Origin of the sequence: Methylocystis sp. IM3 (assembly GCF_038070105.1) — a bacterium.
Taxonomy (GTDB): Bacteria; Pseudomonadota; Alphaproteobacteria; order Rhizobiales; family Beijerinckiaceae; genus Methylocystis.
Map to the genome: position 1 here is coordinate 167,927 of NZ_JBBPBZ010000005.1, position 17,108 is coordinate 185,034.

General features: G+C 62.0%; 12 protein-coding genes and 1 pseudogene. 6 read left to right on the forward strand and 7 right to left on the reverse strand.

The window, feature by feature from the left end; genetic code table 11:
- Positions 1 to 3: 3 nt before the first annotated feature.
- The 5 genes and pseudogenes from WOC76_RS22640 to WOC76_RS22660 form a co-directional block, all read right to left on the reverse strand.
- Positions 4 to 2,292 (reverse strand): annotated as a pseudogene (locus WOC76_RS22640) (heavy metal translocating P-type ATPase); the annotation flags it as partial.
- Positions 2,289 to 2,588, reverse strand: coding sequence for a hypothetical protein (locus WOC76_RS24465; RefSeq protein WP_445928484.1), 300 nt, complete (start codon positions 2,586 to 2,588; stop codon positions 2,289 to 2,291). The pseudogene WOC76_RS22640 and the gene WOC76_RS24465, both read right to left, overlap by 4 nt.
- A gap of 330 nt (positions 2,589 to 2,918) precedes the next feature.
- On the reverse strand, positions 2,919 to 3,395 hold the full coding sequence (locus tag WOC76_RS22650; protein WP_341103563.1) for a universal stress protein: 477 nt from the start codon (positions 3,393 to 3,395) through the stop codon (positions 2,919 to 2,921).
- Between the two features lie 682 nt (positions 3,396 to 4,077).
- Positions 4,078 to 5,214 carry a Rieske 2Fe-2S domain-containing protein gene (locus WOC76_RS22655; RefSeq protein WP_341103564.1) on the reverse strand — a complete coding sequence of 379 codons (1,137 nt, stop codon included), beginning with the start codon at positions 5,212 to 5,214 and terminating at the stop codon, positions 4,078 to 4,080.
- Positions 5,215 to 5,415: 201 nt separating this feature from the next.
- The gene (locus WOC76_RS22660; RefSeq protein ID WP_341103565.1) at positions 5,416 to 5,745 is read right to left on the reverse strand and encodes a Spy/CpxP family protein refolding chaperone; all 330 of its coding nucleotides are present in this window, start codon (positions 5,743 to 5,745) and stop codon (positions 5,416 to 5,418) included.
- 767 nt (positions 5,746 to 6,512) lie between these two features.
- Here WOC76_RS22660 and WOC76_RS22665 point away from each other — a divergent pair.
- The gene (locus tag WOC76_RS22665) at positions 6,513 to 6,929 is read left to right on the forward strand and encodes a hypothetical protein (protein ID WP_341103566.1); all 417 of its coding nucleotides are present in this window, start codon (positions 6,513 to 6,515) and stop codon (positions 6,927 to 6,929) included.
- Positions 6,930 to 7,177: 248 nt separating this feature from the next.
- Positions 7,178 to 7,837: a sigma 54-interacting transcriptional regulator gene (locus WOC76_RS22670; protein ID WP_341431621.1), complete on the forward strand. Its 660-nt coding sequence runs from the start codon at positions 7,178 to 7,180 to the stop codon at positions 7,835 to 7,837.
- A gap of 59 nt (positions 7,838 to 7,896) precedes the next feature.
- Here the strand turns inward: WOC76_RS22670 and WOC76_RS22675 are convergent, their stop codons facing one another.
- Both WOC76_RS22675 and WOC76_RS22680 read right to left on the reverse strand, forming a co-directional pair.
- The gene (locus WOC76_RS22675; protein ID WP_341103570.1) at positions 7,897 to 8,601 is read right to left on the reverse strand and encodes a TolC family protein; all 705 of its coding nucleotides are present in this window, start codon (positions 8,599 to 8,601) and stop codon (positions 7,897 to 7,899) included.
- Positions 8,602 to 8,650: 49 nt separating this feature from the next.
- Positions 8,651 to 9,244 (reverse strand): TetR/AcrR family transcriptional regulator, encoded by a 594-nt coding sequence (locus WOC76_RS22680; RefSeq protein ID WP_341103632.1) that lies wholly within the window; start codon positions 9,242 to 9,244, stop codon positions 8,651 to 8,653.
- Between the two features lie 81 nt (positions 9,245 to 9,325).
- On the opposite strand from WOC76_RS22680, the gene WOC76_RS22685 reads away from it, so the two are divergent.
- Genes WOC76_RS22685 through WOC76_RS22700 form a run of 4 tightly spaced genes read left to right on the forward strand, consistent with a single transcriptional unit; the run spans position 9,326 to position 17,051 of the window.
- Positions 9,326 to 10,435, forward strand: a complete 1,110-nt coding sequence (locus WOC76_RS22685; protein ID WP_341103571.1) for an efflux RND transporter periplasmic adaptor subunit — start codon at positions 9,326 to 9,328, stop codon at positions 10,433 to 10,435.
- Entirely contained in the window at positions 10,432 to 13,563 is a 3,132-nt protein-coding gene (locus WOC76_RS22690) for an efflux RND transporter permease subunit (RefSeq protein ID WP_341390128.1), read from the forward strand. The genes WOC76_RS22685 and WOC76_RS22690 overlap by 4 nt, the downstream gene beginning before the upstream one ends.
- Positions 13,564 to 13,604: 41 nt before the next feature.
- Positions 13,605 to 16,064: a 2Fe-2S iron-sulfur cluster-binding protein gene (locus WOC76_RS22695; protein WP_341103575.1), complete on the forward strand. Its 2,460-nt coding sequence runs from the start codon at positions 13,605 to 13,607 to the stop codon at positions 16,062 to 16,064.
- 9 nt (positions 16,065 to 16,073) lie between these two features.
- Positions 16,074 to 17,051 carry an alpha/beta fold hydrolase gene (locus WOC76_RS22700; protein WP_341103576.1) on the forward strand — a complete coding sequence of 326 codons (978 nt, stop codon included), beginning with the start codon at positions 16,074 to 16,076 and terminating at the stop codon, positions 17,049 to 17,051.
- The last annotated feature ends 57 nt before the right edge of the window (positions 17,052 to 17,108 follow it).

The window sequence follows — 17,108 nt, forward strand, 5'->3', positions numbered from 1 at the left end:
CAGCCGGGCCGCAGCGTGCTCATAAATGTCTTCTTCCTGCGCGTTGTGTATATGCACCAGAGATTCGATGGACTCAATGATACGCTGGGCGTCGCGTATGAGATAGGGTTCAGCCTCATTCGGCCGCAGCCCGTCCGACAAGCGCCCCAACAGCCTGGCCTGATGCAAGATTTCACGATGGGCGCGGCTCATGGCGCTCAACCCATGGCTGTCGTTGAGATACTTCGATACGCGCGGATAGATCGTCTCTTCGTCCTCGCGTTCGTGTCCGACGATGACCGTCTCCACAATCCGATTGGCCTCGAGAACATGTTCGACCGCCTCGGCCGCCTCTGCGCCATCCAGCGCGTCTGCGATTTGACGTAGGCGCTCAAGGCTAATCTCTATCCTTTCGTGATCCTCGCGAAGAACGGTCGCTGCTGCTTCCGACATCGGAGGCTGATCGAAGGCGCCCGGCGGCGCAAGCGCGCGCAGCGCATTCAGAATCACACTGACGTCGATGGCCTCTTGGATGAGTGCTCCAGCGACCGGAGTCACATATCCAAACGCAGCGGCGATCATCGTTATTCCCGACAGGCCCATTCCCGCGATCATGCTTTGCATCGCGATCGCCCGCGTACGCCCGGCGATCGCAACCGCCTCGGCGACGCGATCCAGCCGATCGACCAGAATGACCGCGTCTGCAGCCTCCGAGGAGGCGCTGGCTCCGCGCGCGCCCATGGCCAGGCCAACATTTGCCGCGGCAAGAGCTGGGGCATCGTTGATGCCGTCGCCAACCATCAAGGTTGGAGCGAGCCGTCGCTCCATGACGACCGCGTCGACCTTGTCGGAGGGAACGCGCTCGGCAAGCACCGTGTCGAGATCGAGGGCCGCGCCGATCGTTTCGGCCGGTTCGGCACGATCACCCGTCACCATCACGATCCTGGCGACGCCAGCACGTCGCAGAGCCTGAATGGCTCGCGGCGTTTCGCGGCGTAGCTCGTCGCCGAATAAAAGCACTGCGATCACGCGGCCGTCGACGGCCACGAACACCGTAAGCGCCGAACGCCAGGATGCGCGCCGAGCGGCCCGGCGCGCCCATTCCTCGAGCCGGCCTTCGCCGTGGACGAATTGGAGTGAGCCGACGCTGACTTTGCGCCCCTCTATGACGCCCTCCAATCCGGATCCCAAGGCCTCGCGAACATTATCAGGTGCGTGAAGAGAGAGGCCTTTGCTTTGAGCTGTGGACACGATCGTCGCCGCCAGAACATGGTGCGACGCCTGTTCGAGAGAGGCTGCAAGCCGCAACGCTTCGTCGGGCGCCACGCCAGGAGCGGTCTCAACGGCCACGAGGCGAGCGCCGCCAACCGTCAAGGTTCCGGTCTTGTCGAACATCACGGTATGGATGCGCGCGAGCGTCTCGAGCGGCCCGCCGCCCTTGACCAAGATGCCGCGGCGCGCAGCTTGCGCGGTGCCTCCAATAAAGGCGGCCGGCGCAGCCAGGATCAACGGGCAGGGCGTCGCCGCAACGAGCACCGCCAGCGCTCGGATGGGATCACCCGACAACCACCAAGTGACGCCGGTAATGCAAAGCGTGACGGGCACGAGTAGAAGCGCATAGCGATCCGCCATACGGATAAATGGCGCCTTGGCGGTCTGCGCCGCAGTGACCATCCGAACGATTCCGGCATAAGCGCTGTCGCCCGCTGTCGCGCTGGCGCGCATCTCGAATGTCTCGCCGACATTGATCGTGCCGCTACTCACAGCTTCGCCGACTTGTCGCATCACAGGGAGGGGCTCGCCTGTCAACATGGACTCATCGATCAAGGCGCTGGAGCTAGCGACCTGGCCGTCGATCGGAACGACCTCGCCGGCGCTCACGAGAATCGTGTCCCAAACCGCGACTTGGTCGATCGGCACATCTTCGAGGGCGTCACCGCGCTTTCGATGTGCGACGCGCGGCGCGCGATCGATGAGTGCTTTCAAGTCTCGTTCCGCGCGCCCGACCGCGTAGTCTTCCAGTGCCTGGCCGCTGGCGTACATGACGGCGACGATCACTCCGGCGAGGGTTTCGCCAAGTGCAAGAGCCGCGGCCATCGAAAGGAGCGCCAGCAGATCGACGCCCATTCGGCCGGCGCGCAGGTCACGGACAATCGCAAACAAGAGAACTGTGATAACTGGCGCCGTTCCAGTGATCCAGGCCCAGTGCGCGATCTCGGACCGCGCCGCAAGCGTGGCCACAAGCCCAACTGCGAGCCCGCCCAGCGCGACGACGATCAAGGCGCGCCGTATCGTTCGGTCATTGACCTTCATAGATCTCTCATCGTTCGGGCGTCTATCGCGGATTCCAATGTGGACACAACAAGATGGTAGACAGCATGTTTACTATGCCCGCCTTCGATCGCCGGGAGAAAAATATCAAGTTCAAGATAAAATGACTTTTCACCTACAAGCTCGGCTCCTATGCCGCAGCGCGGAAAGATCATGCCGGCGTCGAGGATCAATCGCACAAACGTTTGAATAATCGCGCCGAAAACTCCCATGTCCCCTTTACGAAAGCGGAAGCGAGCGTGCAGGGGCTCCGGTGTCTTGCCGCTCCGCATCGCCACCCATCGACATCGCCTCAGGGCGATCTCAGATTGCAAATCCGTGGCGCTACCACTCTGAAATGGTGACCAATAGCCCTTCATTACACTCTGTGCGAGTTAACGTGACATCGCCGCCCTCATATAGAGTGTGAGCCCCGGATTATGTGGTCCCGGCCATCCCGTCTCGGGCCCGTAGACAAATGCTCGGACGCCCAGTCGTCAGGAGGCTAGCGTCTCTCCGGCCATGTCGAGACGCGACCTACTCCAATTCTGCCGAGTCTTGCGCCTGCGCCGGGTAGAACATCAGATTCCTTCCCTGACCGCTCATCAACGAAGCTTGAAGCGTAGTGCCTATTCGCGCACGACCAGCACCGAGCATTTCGCATGGCGCACGATCGCAGCGGCGCTAGAGCCCAGAAGATAAGTGGCCATTCCCGGCCGATGCGAACCGACGATTATCAAATCAGCCCCCCAGTCTTCAGCTTCAGCAAGGACCTCAGGATAGACGGCGCCGTAACGCACGACAGTCGAAGGCGTCACAGACGGCCAGGACAGCTTGCCGGCGATTTCTGCAAGTTTCTTCTCGGCGTCTTTTTGCATGTCTTCGTCGAAGCTCGGTGGGAGATAGCCAAGCAAGCTTACGGGTACGAGCGGTTGTACATTGATCAGCCGCAGCTGCGCCCCGCCGTCAGCATTGGCGAGGGCCTGGGCGACGCCAAGCGAGCGTTCGACTATCTCAGGTGCGTCATGATCAATCGGAATGAGGATTTTTTTATACATCGTTGATTCTCTATTATTATAGCTCTGCGCATAGCCCCCCTCAGGCATTGCGGCACTCCTAAGCTGCCTGAATTTTGCCTTCCCGCCAAGCCTGAAGCCAACCAATTGCCTGGTTACGAAATCAAGACCTCTTTCAGAGTGATGAAAGGCCGCAGATAATCCCGAGCCAAATTTGATTGCCGAGGGACACAAGGGCGGGGTCGCCAGCCTCCACCATAGTAAGGGCCTGGCCCCCAACCGCCCCCATAGTAAGAGGGGGCTGTCCGCCAGCAACGTCCCCAATCGTCGCAAACCAAGCCGGCCTTCTCCACGCCCGGCGCGGCGCGGGAAATAGCGCCTTCAGTCGCTACTGGCAGGGCCGATGCGGCGCTCGGCGCCAAGGTAGCCATGGCAGCAGCTAGGGCCGCACCCACCGCGAGTTTGATATGTCCGGTCATTTAATCCTCTCTATAGTCGCTCTGAACATGCGAAAGCGAGCACGGCCACGGCTCCATTTTCTTTCCATGGCTACGCTGCGAAATTTTCTCAATGCGCGATGGAGTCCTTCACACACTTATTGGTGAAGCTGGTCCGCGCCGCTCCATGAAGGTTTTTCTCATTGGCGGCAGTGTCACAAATGCTTTTGGCCGCATCTCTCTCGCACTTCTTTGTGAAGGTATTCAGTGCCGCCCCCTTCAATTTCTTCTCGGCGGCGACAAGACATCTTTGAGCGAGCGGCTTTTCTCCCTTCTCAGTCAATGGGCTTAACGCGTTGGCCTAATTGTGGCTCGGATCGCTCCACGCTAAGCGGGTGAGCCTTGCGGCCCCCGCGTTGAATGGAAGCAGGAGCCTCGTCGCGCGCGATCAGATCTTCCGCGAGATCGAGGCATCGTTTTGCAAGCGCCGCGGCACCCTCCGCCAGTTCCTTCGAATGCCGCACGATCTCAACATTCCGCTCCATATCTTCATGCGACCAGCCTCGCGAGTGAGCTATAAAAGGAAATTGGGGGAATATGAATCCGAGCTCAGCGAAAAATCCGAGCATTTGTCCGGCGACCGCCTGAATATTGTCCTGGCCGCCCACGATGATGAAGCCTGCAACCTTATTGCGTATGAGAACTCGATTGCTAATTGTGACCTGATTTTGAATGCAGTTGAGTCGCTCAGCCATCTTGAAATAAAGAGAGGAGGCAGCTCCCCAGCGGATAGGCGACGCTACGAGGATTGCATCGGCCCAATGCACCAGCGCCTCATAGACGCGATCCATCTGATCATTTTTATCCATTTGCGTGATCGAACACGGCCACGTGCACGCATGCGCGGACTTGGAATAATAGCCTTCGCAGGCGCGGAATCGGAGGTCGTTCAACTTGATCAATCGCGTCTCGGCGCCGAGTTCGTTGGCAGCTTCCAGGGCCTGAGTGAGGACGTGGTCCGAGCCGGAAAATCTTGGGTTCGCGGGATCCATCACCGTAGTCGAGATACCTACGAGACGCAGTGGGCCTGGCGAACGTTCGACCCGCCTCGCAAGCGGGTTTGGCTCGTGCGGAGCCTTCTTGCGCTTTGTGACGGCTTTCAGATCGACGAGAACACGCCCGTTCACGACTTTCACTGGATAAGCGGGAACACAATCTCCTTCGAAGCCGGGTTCGCCGATCCCAGTGCAACGATGGAATTTCCAATTGTGCCACGGACAGATAATGTATTCCCCTTCCAACCGACCGTCGCCGAGAGGGCCGCCAACGTGGTTGCAAATATTGGAAACCACTCCGACTCGTGCATCCTTGAACGAGACGGCAAAGTCGATATTAGCCGCTTTGACGCGGCAGAGTAGCGACTCGGAAACTTCCTCCAGGGAGCAAATATCGAGCCAGTTCTCGTCCGCCATCGCCAGTCACGCCCCACTACGGATTAGCCCCTGTTGACCCTTGGCTGGTCACATAGCGCTCACCTGGCCCTGCGTCCTTCATTTATCGGTGTTTCCGAAAACAATCTGCGACAGCGTCGCGTTCCTGGCAAGCAAATGCAGGCTGGAGGAGGGCGGCCCACCTGATTTCTGAGGCGCGCGCCCAGCCTTATAAGCGAGGGATCACATCCCTGAGACGCCTTTCATAATTTCGTCGGCCTTTTTCTTCTGTTCCGCGCTCAAACTCGCGTAAAGTGGCGCTATCGCCGCCTGCATTGTCCGTATGGACTCCAGCCGTGCTGTCAAACGATCAGCCATCATTCCCATTGAATCGGGCAGAGGGGCGGTCGCCATTGAACGGGCCTGTTCTTGCGCCATCGCGCAAAGCCGAGCCTGTTTTTCCTTATCCGCACGGAATGCGCCGGCGAAGACATTCCACTGCGGTATCTGCGCCTCGGAGATCTTGAGCTCCGCTTGGATATAGCCGAGCTGACCGTCGACGTGTTCGTTCATTCGACACGTCACACCCTGGTCGGCAGACTCTTGATTGGTCGATCTAGCCCCCCGTGCTTGGGCGTTGACCGCGCAAAAAACGGCAGAGATAGCGAAAGCCAGTGACGCAACTGTGCTCTTATTCATACTCATAGTGTTCCTTTTAGAAGGCTGATACGCCAATATTCTATGGCGGCCGAAGCGAGGGAACGGCATACCGCTTACGTTCCGCGCCCACAACCTTACCAAAGCGGCACTCCATAAACTGCGTAGGACGCGGGGGAGGCATACGCAGGCCCCGCATAATCATCCAGCGGATACCCGGAGCCATAGAGAGGATACTCGTAGGCAGGAACGGGATATGCGTAGGGTGCGTAGGGCGAGTCCCACGCATAGGCGCTGGCCAGTGTCAGGCCAGCCCACAGAGGCCACAAATCCCAGCCCCACAAGCCGGGCCAGATGCCCCAGCCGCCATAAGCGACTAGCCAGCCGCCCCAAAAGCCACGCCAAGCACCCCACCCATCGTAGGCAGCCCAAGCGCCAGGCCAAACATCCCAACCATCGTAGCCGTTCCAGCCGCGCCAGCCGTAACCGCCCCAGCCATCACGTTCGCCCCAACCGCCCGACCAGCCACCCCAACCATCGTGGCCCCAGCCGCCGCGGTAACCACTCCAGCCGCCGTAAGCGGCCAAGCCGCCGGCCAAAGCGCCGCGGCCCCCGTAGCCGGCCCAGCCGCCACCTCCAAAGCCCCTGCCTCCAAATCCGCCAAAACCTCCGCCATGGGGGCCATGAAAGACTCCACCTCCATTATGGAAGCCACCAAACCCGCCGCCCCCGAGAAAACCGGTGCGACTCGGGGCGAGACCGCCGTGGACGCCGGCTGGACCTCTGGCGCTAAAGCCGCCCTGGTAACCGCCTGCGTGCCTTCCTCCTCCCCAGCCGCCACCTCCAAAGTCACCACCTCGGAAGCCTCTCCCTCCGAAGCCGCCAAGCATGCCGCCAAAGCCGCCGCCATGGGGGCCACCAAACCCGCCGCCCCCACGGGGACCACCAAAGCCGCCGAAGCCGCTAAGCAAGCCGCCAAAGCCGCCGCCACGGGGACCACCAAAACCTCCGCCGCCCCCATGGGAGCCGCCAAACCCGCCGCCTCCTCCGCCACCCCCGTGGCCACCTGCAACTCCCAACTCGGGCTGACCGATGCCTAGCGCTACGCTGATCGCTGCAGTGCATAAAAATCTGACTAAGCGATTCATAAACGGCCTCGTTCTAGAAAGAGCGTTTGGGACTCGGCGTGCAGTTGCATCTTGGTGAGGCATAATTTCGACGGCCTTCGACGGGTCTCCTGTGAGCGCGAAAGTTACCCACTCGACCACAAGCATCTGCAGTCATGGTTTCCTTGCTGTAAGTCGAACAGAGCAACGGCTGATCGCGCGGGCCACGAAAGCCGGACGAAATCGGGGAGTTGCCGCTCGCGGGTCAGGTGAAGCTGTTGCGGGCGCTTCAGGAGGGGGAAGTCCGCCGCATGGGGGACGACAAGACCCTGCAGGTTGATGTCCGCGTCATCGCCGCGACCAACCGCGAGCTCGCCGCCGAAGTGGCCGCTGGCCGTTTTCGAGAAGATCTTTTTTACCGCCTGGCCGTTCTGGTTCTGCGCATGCCGCCGCTGCGCGAGCGCGTGGGCGATTTGGAGCCCCTGATCGATGGCTTGCTCAAGCGGATAAACGAACAGAGCGCGAGGGAGCCTGGCTTCACGCCAAGGAATATCTCGGCTGAGGTGAAAAGCCTGCTGATGCGGCAGATGTGGGCCGGAAACATCTGCGAGCTGGAGAACACGCTCCGCCGGGCGCCCGTTTGGAGCGACGGCGCGGGGATCGAGGTGGAGGACATCGCTGACGCCCTGTCGCCGCGCTCGCAGACCGATGTCGCCGCCGTGCTGAATCGGCCGCTGGAGCGGGGTATCGATCTCCCTGATCTGCTAGCCGAGGTGGCGCGACATTATCTCGCCCGGGCCATGGGTGCCGCGCATGGCAACAAGACGCACACGGCCGCCATCCTGGGACTGCTCAGCTACCAGACCCTCACCAACTGGCTCGATAAATACCGGCTCGGCTGAAAGAAGCACAATTTAAGCCCCCTTCACCATCCCCAGCCGCCATAGGGATAACCCCAGCCTTAGTAGCGGGGCGCCGTGGCGGCGGCAATGCCCGCTCCCATGATACTGAGCGCCGCGCCGGCGAACATCGCCCCGGCGGGATCGTAGCGATAACCATAGCCCCGGCGGTAATAGCGGTGCCGATGATAATAGCGCAACACGGCGATGTTGCTCTTGCGCAGATTCACGATCGCCGTGTCGCGCAACACGTTCATATAGGCGGTTGCGCCGTTTTGCAGGGTCGCCTGCTCGGTGAGCCTCATGGTTGCGCGCGCTGCGAAGACGTTCGCCTCGGCCTGTCTCACCGAATTTGTCGTGCGGCCTGCGTCGAAAATGCTTTGCGACACGTTGAGCGCCGCGCCGCGCGGATAGCCCGTATATTCTTCCTGCGTGAACTGACGCTGGCCGGTCATTGCGTTTCGCCCGGCCGGCAAGCGCTTGCCATAAAGGGGACCTGCGGAAGCCTGGATATTGACTTTGGGCCGTATCCCGGCAAGCGCCTTGGGCATTTCCTCGTCCCGGACGCGGACGGCGGCGCGGCTTTGGTTGAGGTCCGGATTGCCGGCATAGGCGCGCGAAAGCGCGGAGAGAAGCGTTTCGGCGGAAAGAGGCTCAGTCTTCCCAAGCAACAAACCGCCGAGCGCCATGACGAAGAGGCACATCCGCTCGCGGCGGACGAAACGGGAAACAGACCCAATGGTCGCCGCCCCAGTCTTCTTGAACATGTCAAACCGAGCTCAGAATGAGGGGAACGGGGCGATCATGATCCCCGGATCAGCGCCTGCGCTTCGGCGAAGCGACGACTTCGCGAATCTGTTCGGCTGCCGCATCCAGAAGGGCTTCAGCGAGCTCGGGGTCGTTGACGGCGCGCGATAGCGTCACCGCGCCAACCATCATCGAGAGGACGGCCATGGCCTTGCCCTTGGCCTCCGAATCCTTGGTTTCGGCAATCAAGCGGCCAAGGACTTCAAGATGCGCCTTGATGCCAGCTTCGAATGACGCCTTCACCTCACCGCCCTGTCTGGAGGCGTCTGCGGCGAGCGCAACGAGTGGGCAGCCTTCCATCTTTTTCTCGCGATGGCCCATACTGAGGTAAAACGCCATCACCGCGCCAAGCGGATCCTCGGGTTTGGCCGCGATCGCGGCTGACCATCGGTTGAAGGCGCTCTCCAAGGCCCGCCTGGACGCCTGTGCAGCCAAGTCCTCCTTTGACGCGAACTGCTTGTAAAAGGCGCCTTGGGTCAGCCCGGCGCCCTTCATCAGATCCTTAAGGCCGATGCCGTCAAAGCCGCGCTCCCGAAAGAGCCGACTTGCCACGTTGATTACCGTCTCGCGGTTTTCCGCTGCCTGAGTGCGACTTACGCGCATCCCGACCTCCATCTTTTAGATTGCGTTCGAAATCTATCCGAGAGTTCGAACGCAATCTAATTTTGGTTTGAGGAGAGGGGCATGAAAAAGAGACCCGCTGTCGTGCTGGGGGGCCTTCTCACGGTGTCTGGGGCTGCCGCGCTCATCACAGTTTCCATGCGCACGCAGGAAGCCTCGGCCATGAACGACCCGAGACAGGAGCCTCCGCTCGTTCGACTGGCGCCGGCGACGCGAGTGAGTGGATCCGAACGCGGCTTTACGGGCGTCATAGGGGCTAGGGTGCAGAGCGATCTCGGTTTTCGCGTCGCCGGTAAGATCGTGCAACGGCTTGTGAATGCCGGGCAGCAGGTCAAAGCAGGCCAGCCGCTGATGCGGATCGACGAAACCGACCTACGCCATGCGCTCGCCGCGAAGCGTAACGCCGTCGCAGCGGCCCGCGCCTCCGTCACCCAGCTGGTCCCGGATGAGCGGCGATACGCCAAGTTGTTAAGCGAAGGATGGGTTACCCGACAGCGCTACGAGCAGGCGAAAGCCGCATCGGATTCGGCCAAGGCGCAACTCGCGGCCGCCGAAGCCGAGGCGCGGGTCTCCGAGAACGAGGCGGCCTATTCCGTCCTGGTGGCGGACACCGATGGAATGGTGATGGAAACGCTTGGCGAGCCGGGACAGGTCGTCTCCGCCGGCCAGACCGTGGTTCGGCTTGCACAAGCCGGTCCTCGCGAAGCGGTCGTCGCGCTTCCCGAAACCATCCGACCGGCGATCGGCTCGGCGGCCGAGGCCAGCGTGTATGGGGGCGATGGGCGACGCTATACGGCGCATCTGCGGCAGTTGTCGGATTCCGCGGATGGTCGGACCCGCACTTACGAAGCGCGATACGTGCTCGACGGCGCGGCTTCGGCGGCGCCCCTCGGCGCCACGGTGACCATTCGATTGGCAAGCAAGGCAAGTCGGCCGGAAGTCCAAGTGCCGCTCGGAGCCGTACTCGACGACGGCCGGAAGACCGGCGTTTGGGTCTTCGACAGCGTCACCTCGACCGTCCACTTTCGATCCGTCAAGCTCGTGCGTGTAGCCAGCGAAACCGCCGTGATCTCCGGACTGAACTCCGGCGACCCGGTTGTTTCGCTCGGCGCGCATCTCTTGCAAGACGGCGCGCGCGTCAGGACTGCTCCCGAAAGCAGGGGCGCCCGATGAACCTCAATCTTTCCGCGATCGCGGTTCGCGAACGGGCCGTCACCCTCTTCTTCATCCTCCTGCTGGCGGCCGCCGGCGCCTACGCCTTTGTCATGCTCGGGCGGGCGGAGGACCCCTCCTTCACCATCAAGACCCTGACGGTCACGACGGTATGGCCGGGCGCGACGGCGCGCGAGATGCAGGACCTCATCGCCGAACCGTTGGAGAAGCGGCTTCAGGAGCTGACCTGGTACGACCGCGTGGAGACGACCACACGGCCAAGTTACTCCTACATGACGGTAACCCTGAAGGACAGCACGCCGCCATCGAGCGTGCAGGAGGAGTTCTACCAAGCCCGCAAAAAGCTCCGGGATGAAGCCCGCAAGCTGCCGTCCACCGTGCTCGGCCCTTTCGTCAATGACGAATATTCGGACGTGAGCTTCGGCCTCTACGCTCTCAAGGCGAAAGGCATGCCGATGCGGGAGCTCGCAAGGCAAGCCGAAACCATCCGCCAGGACCTCCTGCACGTGCCCGGCGTCAAGAAGATCAATATCCTTGGCGAACGTCCCGAGCAGATATTCGTTGAGTTTTCCTACGCCAAACTGGCGACCCTCGGCGTGTCGGCGCAGGATATCGTCGCCGCCTTGCAGAGGCAAAACACCGTCACGCCGGCAGGCTCGATCGACACAAAGGGGCCGCAGGTCTTCATCCGGATCGACGGGGCCTATGACAGCGCCCAGGCGATCGCCGACACGCCAATCGTGGCTGCGGGGCGCACGCTGAAGCTCTCCGACGTCGCCGAGGTCCGCCGCGGCTACGAGGATCCTCCCACCTACCTCATCCGACACCAGGGCGAGCCCACCATCATGCTCGCGGCGGTTATGCAGGAGGGCTGGGATGGCCTCGCGCTCGGCAAGGCGCTGGAGGAAAGGTCCGCAGCCATCGCGCAAACGCTGCCACTGGGAATGACGCTCGCCAAGGTCAGCGACCAGGCCGTCAACATCACCTCGGCGGTCGATGAATTCATGATGAAGTTCGCGATGGCGCTCGGCGTGGTGCTGCTGGTGAGCCTGCTCAGCCTCGGCTGGCGCGTCGGCATCGTCGTGGCGGCCGCCGTCCCTCTGACGCTTGCCGTCGTGTTCCTCATCATGCTGGAAACGGGCCGCTTCTTCGACCGCATCACGCTCGGCGCCCTCATCCTGGCGCTCGGCCTTCTCGTCGACGACGCCATCATCGCCATCGAGGTGATGGTGGTGAAAATGGAAGAGGGCATGGACCGCATCAAGGCGGCGGCCTATGCGTGGAGCCACACCGCGGCGCCGATGCTGTCCGGCACGCTCGTGACGATTGCCGGCTTCCTGCCAGTGGGCTTCGCGCGCTCGTCGGCCGGCGAATACGCCGGCAACATCTTCTGGGTCGTGGGGTTCGCCCTCATCGTCTCCTGGATCGTCGCGGTGGTCTTCACGCCTTATCTCGGCGTCAAGCTGCTGCCCGCGTTCAAGCCAATCGAAGGCGGCTCTCACGCGATTTACGACACGCCAAACTACCAGCGTCTACGACGCCTCATCACATTCGCCGTGCGCCACAAGTTCGTAACGTGCGGCATCGTCGGCATCGCCTTCGCGCTCTCCGGCGCCGGCATGGGCGCGCTCAAACAGCAGTTCTTCCCGACATCCGATCGCCCCGAAGTGCTGGTGGAGGTTCGCCTGCCGGACGGCGCCAGCATTGAGACGACGACCGCCACGGTCGAGAAGCTCGAACATTGGCTGAACAGCCAGGCCGAGGCGAAGATCGTCACGAGCTATGTCGGTCAGGGCGCTCCCCGCTTCTTCTTCGCGATGTCGCCGGAACTGCCGGACTCCGCCTTCGCCAAGATCGTCGTGCTGACGCCGGACGCAGAGGCGCGCGAGGCGTTGAAGAGCCGGCTCCGAGCGGCCGTGTCACAGGGGCTGGCGCCTGAGGCCTATGTGCGCGTCACTCAGCTCGTGTTCGGACCCTACACGCCCTTCCCGGTCGAGTTTCGGGTCATGGGGCCCGATCCCGCGCAATTGTACGATATCTCTGAAAAAGCCCTCGGCATCATGCGTGGCGTGCCCGACGTGCGGCAAGCGAACCGCGATTGGGGCAATCGCACGCCCGTGCTTCGCTTCATCCCGGATCAGGATCGGCTGAACCTCATCGGCCTCTCGCCAGCGGAGGTGGGCCAGCAGCTCCAATTCCTCCTCACCGGCATCGCCGTCACGCAGGTCCGCGAGGACATCCGCAACGTCCCCATCGTGGCGCGCAGCGCCGGCGGCGAGCGTTTGGACCCAACGCGTCTGGCGGATTTCTCGCTGATGAGCCGGGACGGCCGCCAGATTCCGCTCGACCAGATCGGCCACTCGGAAATCCGTCTGGAAGAGCCGATCCTGAAGCGTCGCGACCGCACGCCCGCTATCACAATCCGCTCTGACGTCAATGAAGCGACGCAGCCTCCAGAGGTCTCCAAAGAGATCATGACGGCCCTCCAGCCGCTGATCGCCTCCCTTCCGTCCGGTTACCGGATAGATACCGGCGGTTCAATCGAGGAGGCGACCAAGGCCAACGTCGCGCTGGTTAAGATCTTCCCGGCCATGATCGCCGCCATGCTCATCATCATCATGCTGCAGGTACGGTCCTTCTCGACAATGGGCATGGTCATGCTGACCGCGCCGCTCGGCCTCGTCGGAGTCGTGCCCATGTTGCTCGCCTTCAACCAGCCTTTCGGATTCAACGCCATTCTCGGCCTGATCGGACTGGCTGGCATCCTGATGCGCAACACGCTGATCCTGACAGAACAAATCAAGGAGAACCGCGCCGCCGGCCTCGACGACTATCACGCGGTCATCGAAGCCACGGTGCAACGCACGAGGCCCGTGACCCTGACCGCGCTTGCCGCCGTGCTCGCCTTCATCCCCCTTACACACTCCGTCTTCTGGGGATCGATGGCCTATACGCTCATCGGCGGCACGGCAGTCGGCACGGTGCTGATCCTGCTCTTCCTTCCTGCGCTCTACGCCGCGTGGTTCCGGATCAAACCAACAGCAGACGACGTCCATGCGCACGCCTCTTCGGACGAGCGAATGGGTCTGCAAATGACGGACGCGAAGCCTGCGTTCGATGGTCGCTAGGAGCGACCGACCATGCCGATTGATTTTCGCGAGGAATCGCCATGAACATCGAGGACCATCCGACCGTCAAGCGTATGCGCGCAACTGCCGGCGCCCGTATTGAGATCGAAGAGGGCGGGATCGACGCCGATTGGCTTCGCCGCCTGGCAATGGAATGCGGCGCCGATGACGCCGGCTTGGTGGAGATCAAGCGGCCCGCGCTCGACTCCCAGAGAGACGAGCTTCTTCACCACTACCCTTGGACCAAGACACTGCTGAGCTTCGTCGTCCGGATGAACCGGGAGCCGATCCGCAGTCCGGCGCGCTCTGTCGCCAACATCGAGTTTCACCATTCGGGACTCGAGGTTGACGAAGTTGGTCGTCGCCTGGTGCAGCGGCTCGAGGCGAAAGGAATTCGCGCCGTCAGCCCGGCGATGGGCTTTCCGATGGAGATGTATCAATTCCCTAGCGCCATATGGATCGTATCGCACAAGCCCGTCGCCGTTGCCGCCGGGCTCGGCCACATGGGCATCCATCGCAATTTGATTCACCCCAAGTTCGGCAACTTCGTCCTGTTGGGAACCGTTCTGATCGGGGCGGAGGCCACGGAGTATGCCGCGCCGCTCGATTACAACCCCTGTCTGGAATGCCGGTTGTGCGTAACGGCCTGTCCAGTTGGGGCCATCGCCCCCGACGGAGGGTTCAATTTCTCCGCCTGCTTCACCCACAACTATCGCGAATTCATGGGGGGCTTCACGGATTGGGTCGAGCAGATCGCAGACAGCAAAAACGCGCTCGACTATCGCAGCCGCATGAGCGAGCCCGAAACCGCCTCGATGTGGCAGAGCCTCTCCCATGGGGCGAACTACAAGGCGGCCTATTGCATGGCGGTGTGTCCCGCCGGCGAAGTCGTCATCGGGACGTATCTGGCGGATCGTGCGCGCCACATTCAGGAAATCGTCAAGCCGCTGCAACAAAAGGAAGAGCCGGTTTATGTCGTGAAAGGCTCCGACGCCGAGGCCTACGCCAAGAAAAGATGGAAGAACAAGACCATCAAGACCGTCGGCAATGCGTTACGACCGCGGAGCATCGACGCGATGCTGCAACTCTTGCCTGTCGCGTTTCAGCCTAACCAGGCGCGCGACCTGCGCGCGACTTATCATTTTGAATTCACCGGCGACGAGCAGCGCAAGGCGACGATTGTTATTCACGATGGCGTGCTGCGCGTCCACGAGGGGCACGTCGGCTCAGCCGATCTTCGGGTCACCGCGGACAGCCTGACTTGGCTCGGCTTTCTGGCGAGAGAGCACAGTCTGGTTTGGGCGCTGCTGCGGAGAAAAATCCGCGTCGGCGGCTCGCCCAGGCTCCTTCTCGCCTTCGGTAGATGCTTCCCGAGCCCCGCGGTTCGCCATGATCCGACGCCCGTCCCTCCGGTGGCGTCAAGGCTGCGGCCGACCACGACTCCCTATCGTCAAAACGACGCGGCGACCGGAAAAATAAAATGGTCGGGCGCCCTGCGATTGGCAGAGATCATCGAGGTTGCGGACAACCTCAAAACCTTTCGATTCGTTGAACCAGCGGGGGGCAAGATTCCTTTCGGATTCCTGCCGGGGCAGTTCCTGACGTTCGCAATCGAGCCTTTCGGCGTTCCAACCAAGCGCTCTTACACCATCGCGTCCTCGCCCACGCGCCGAGACGCGATCGAGATCACGGTGAAGCGGGAAACGGATGGCCTCGTTTCGCGGTGGCTCCATGACACGGCCACGCCAGGCGACCTCCTCGAAGTCGTGGCTCCAAACGGAACCCTCACTTTCGCGGGTGAGGAGGAACAAAGCATCGTCCTCATCGGCGGCGGCGTCGGCTTAACGCCGCTGATGAGCGTGACGCGCTACCTCTCCGACACAAGTTGGCCGGGCGACATCCATCTGCTCCTGAGCTTCCGCAACCCGCGCGAATATCCGTTCCAAGAGGAGATCGCGGCGCTGCGAGCGCGCAACAGCCGCCTGCGGGTCGTGGCCACGATGAGCGATCCCAACGTCGAAGCGTGGACCGGCGCGCGGGGCCGCATCGACAAAGCGTTCCTCGCCTCGGCCGTTCCGAATATCGCGGCGCAGCGCGTTCATCTCTGCGGCCCCCTCGCGATGATGAGCGCCGTCATGGCCGCATTGCTGGAACTCGGCGTGCCTCCCGAGCGGATCAAGAAGGAAGCGTTCGGGACCGAAACGCGCGATCCGACACATAAGGCGGCGACCGGTAGGATCGTCGGGCGCGTTACCTTTCAGATGTCGCAGGTCTCAGCGCCTATCGCGGAGAATGACACCATTCTCGGCGTCGCTGACCAGGCGCATGTTTTTATCGACAACGCCTGTCGATCGGGGACATGCGGCGCCTGCCGCGTCAAGCTGCTCTCGGGCAAGGTGCGTATGCCGGTCGAGGACTCCCTGTCACAGGAAGAGAAGGCCCGCGGCTACATTCTCGCTTGCCAAGCGCTCGCCGAGAGCGACGTCGTCGTCGAATCATAGGAGGATGCCATGTCGAATGTTGTGATCTTCGGCCTCGTCGGTTTCCTTGTCGCGGCGGCGATCGTGCTTCTTTCGTTCCTCGTCGAGGCGATGCGGCCCGTTCCGCCAGCTCCAGTGCGCCTCTCCTGGGCGCCGGACATCCCGATCCAGTATGTCAGCGCCAACGGCGTCCGCCTTCGCTACATCAAGACGGGCGAAGGCCCTGCGCTGGTTCTTTTGCATACGCTGAGGACGCAACTCGACCTCTTCGAGAAGGTCGTTTCCGAGCTCGCGAAGAGTTTCACCGTGTATGCGGTCGATTATCCCGGCCACGGCTATTCCGACATACCGCCCGCGAAATACGACGCGGACTATTTCGTTGAAACGATCGAAGACTTCCTCCAAGCGTTGGATCTTCGTGACGTCACGCTCGCGGGCGTTTCAATCGGCGGCTCAATTTCTCTCGTCATCGCCGCGCGCAACAATCCGCGTGTTTCGCGCGTTGCGGCGATCAATCCCTACGATTACGCGAAGGGGCGCGGGATGGCGCGCAGCTCATTTCCCGCGCGCCTCTTCGTCGGCTTGGCGGATCTGCCGATCCTCGGCGACACAGTGATGCGTCTGCGCCAATTCTTCATCATGAAATCGGTGCTCGACGGCGGCGTCGCCGACCCGCGGCATATTTCGCCGGAGCTGCTGAAGGAGATGTATCTGGTCGGCAACCGACGCGGTCATTATCGCGCCTTCCTCAGTCTGCTCCGCAACGCCGAGAGCTGGGAGACCGCGACGAGGGCCTATTCCAACATCAGGATCCCCGTACTGCTACTCTGGGGAGATCACGACTGGTCGCGACCAGACGAACGCGAACATGATCGTCAACTCGTGCCCGGCGCAAAAATGGCGACCGTCGAGGACGGGGGGCATTTCCTGCCGCTCGACAGGCCGGATGCGGTCATCGAGCATTTGCTCCACTTTCGGGCGCCGCTCGCTCGGAAGGCTTCGTCATAAAGTATCGCCGCGCCGCAGGTCGAGTGCCGACCGGCATCGTCGCACAGGGTTGCCGAA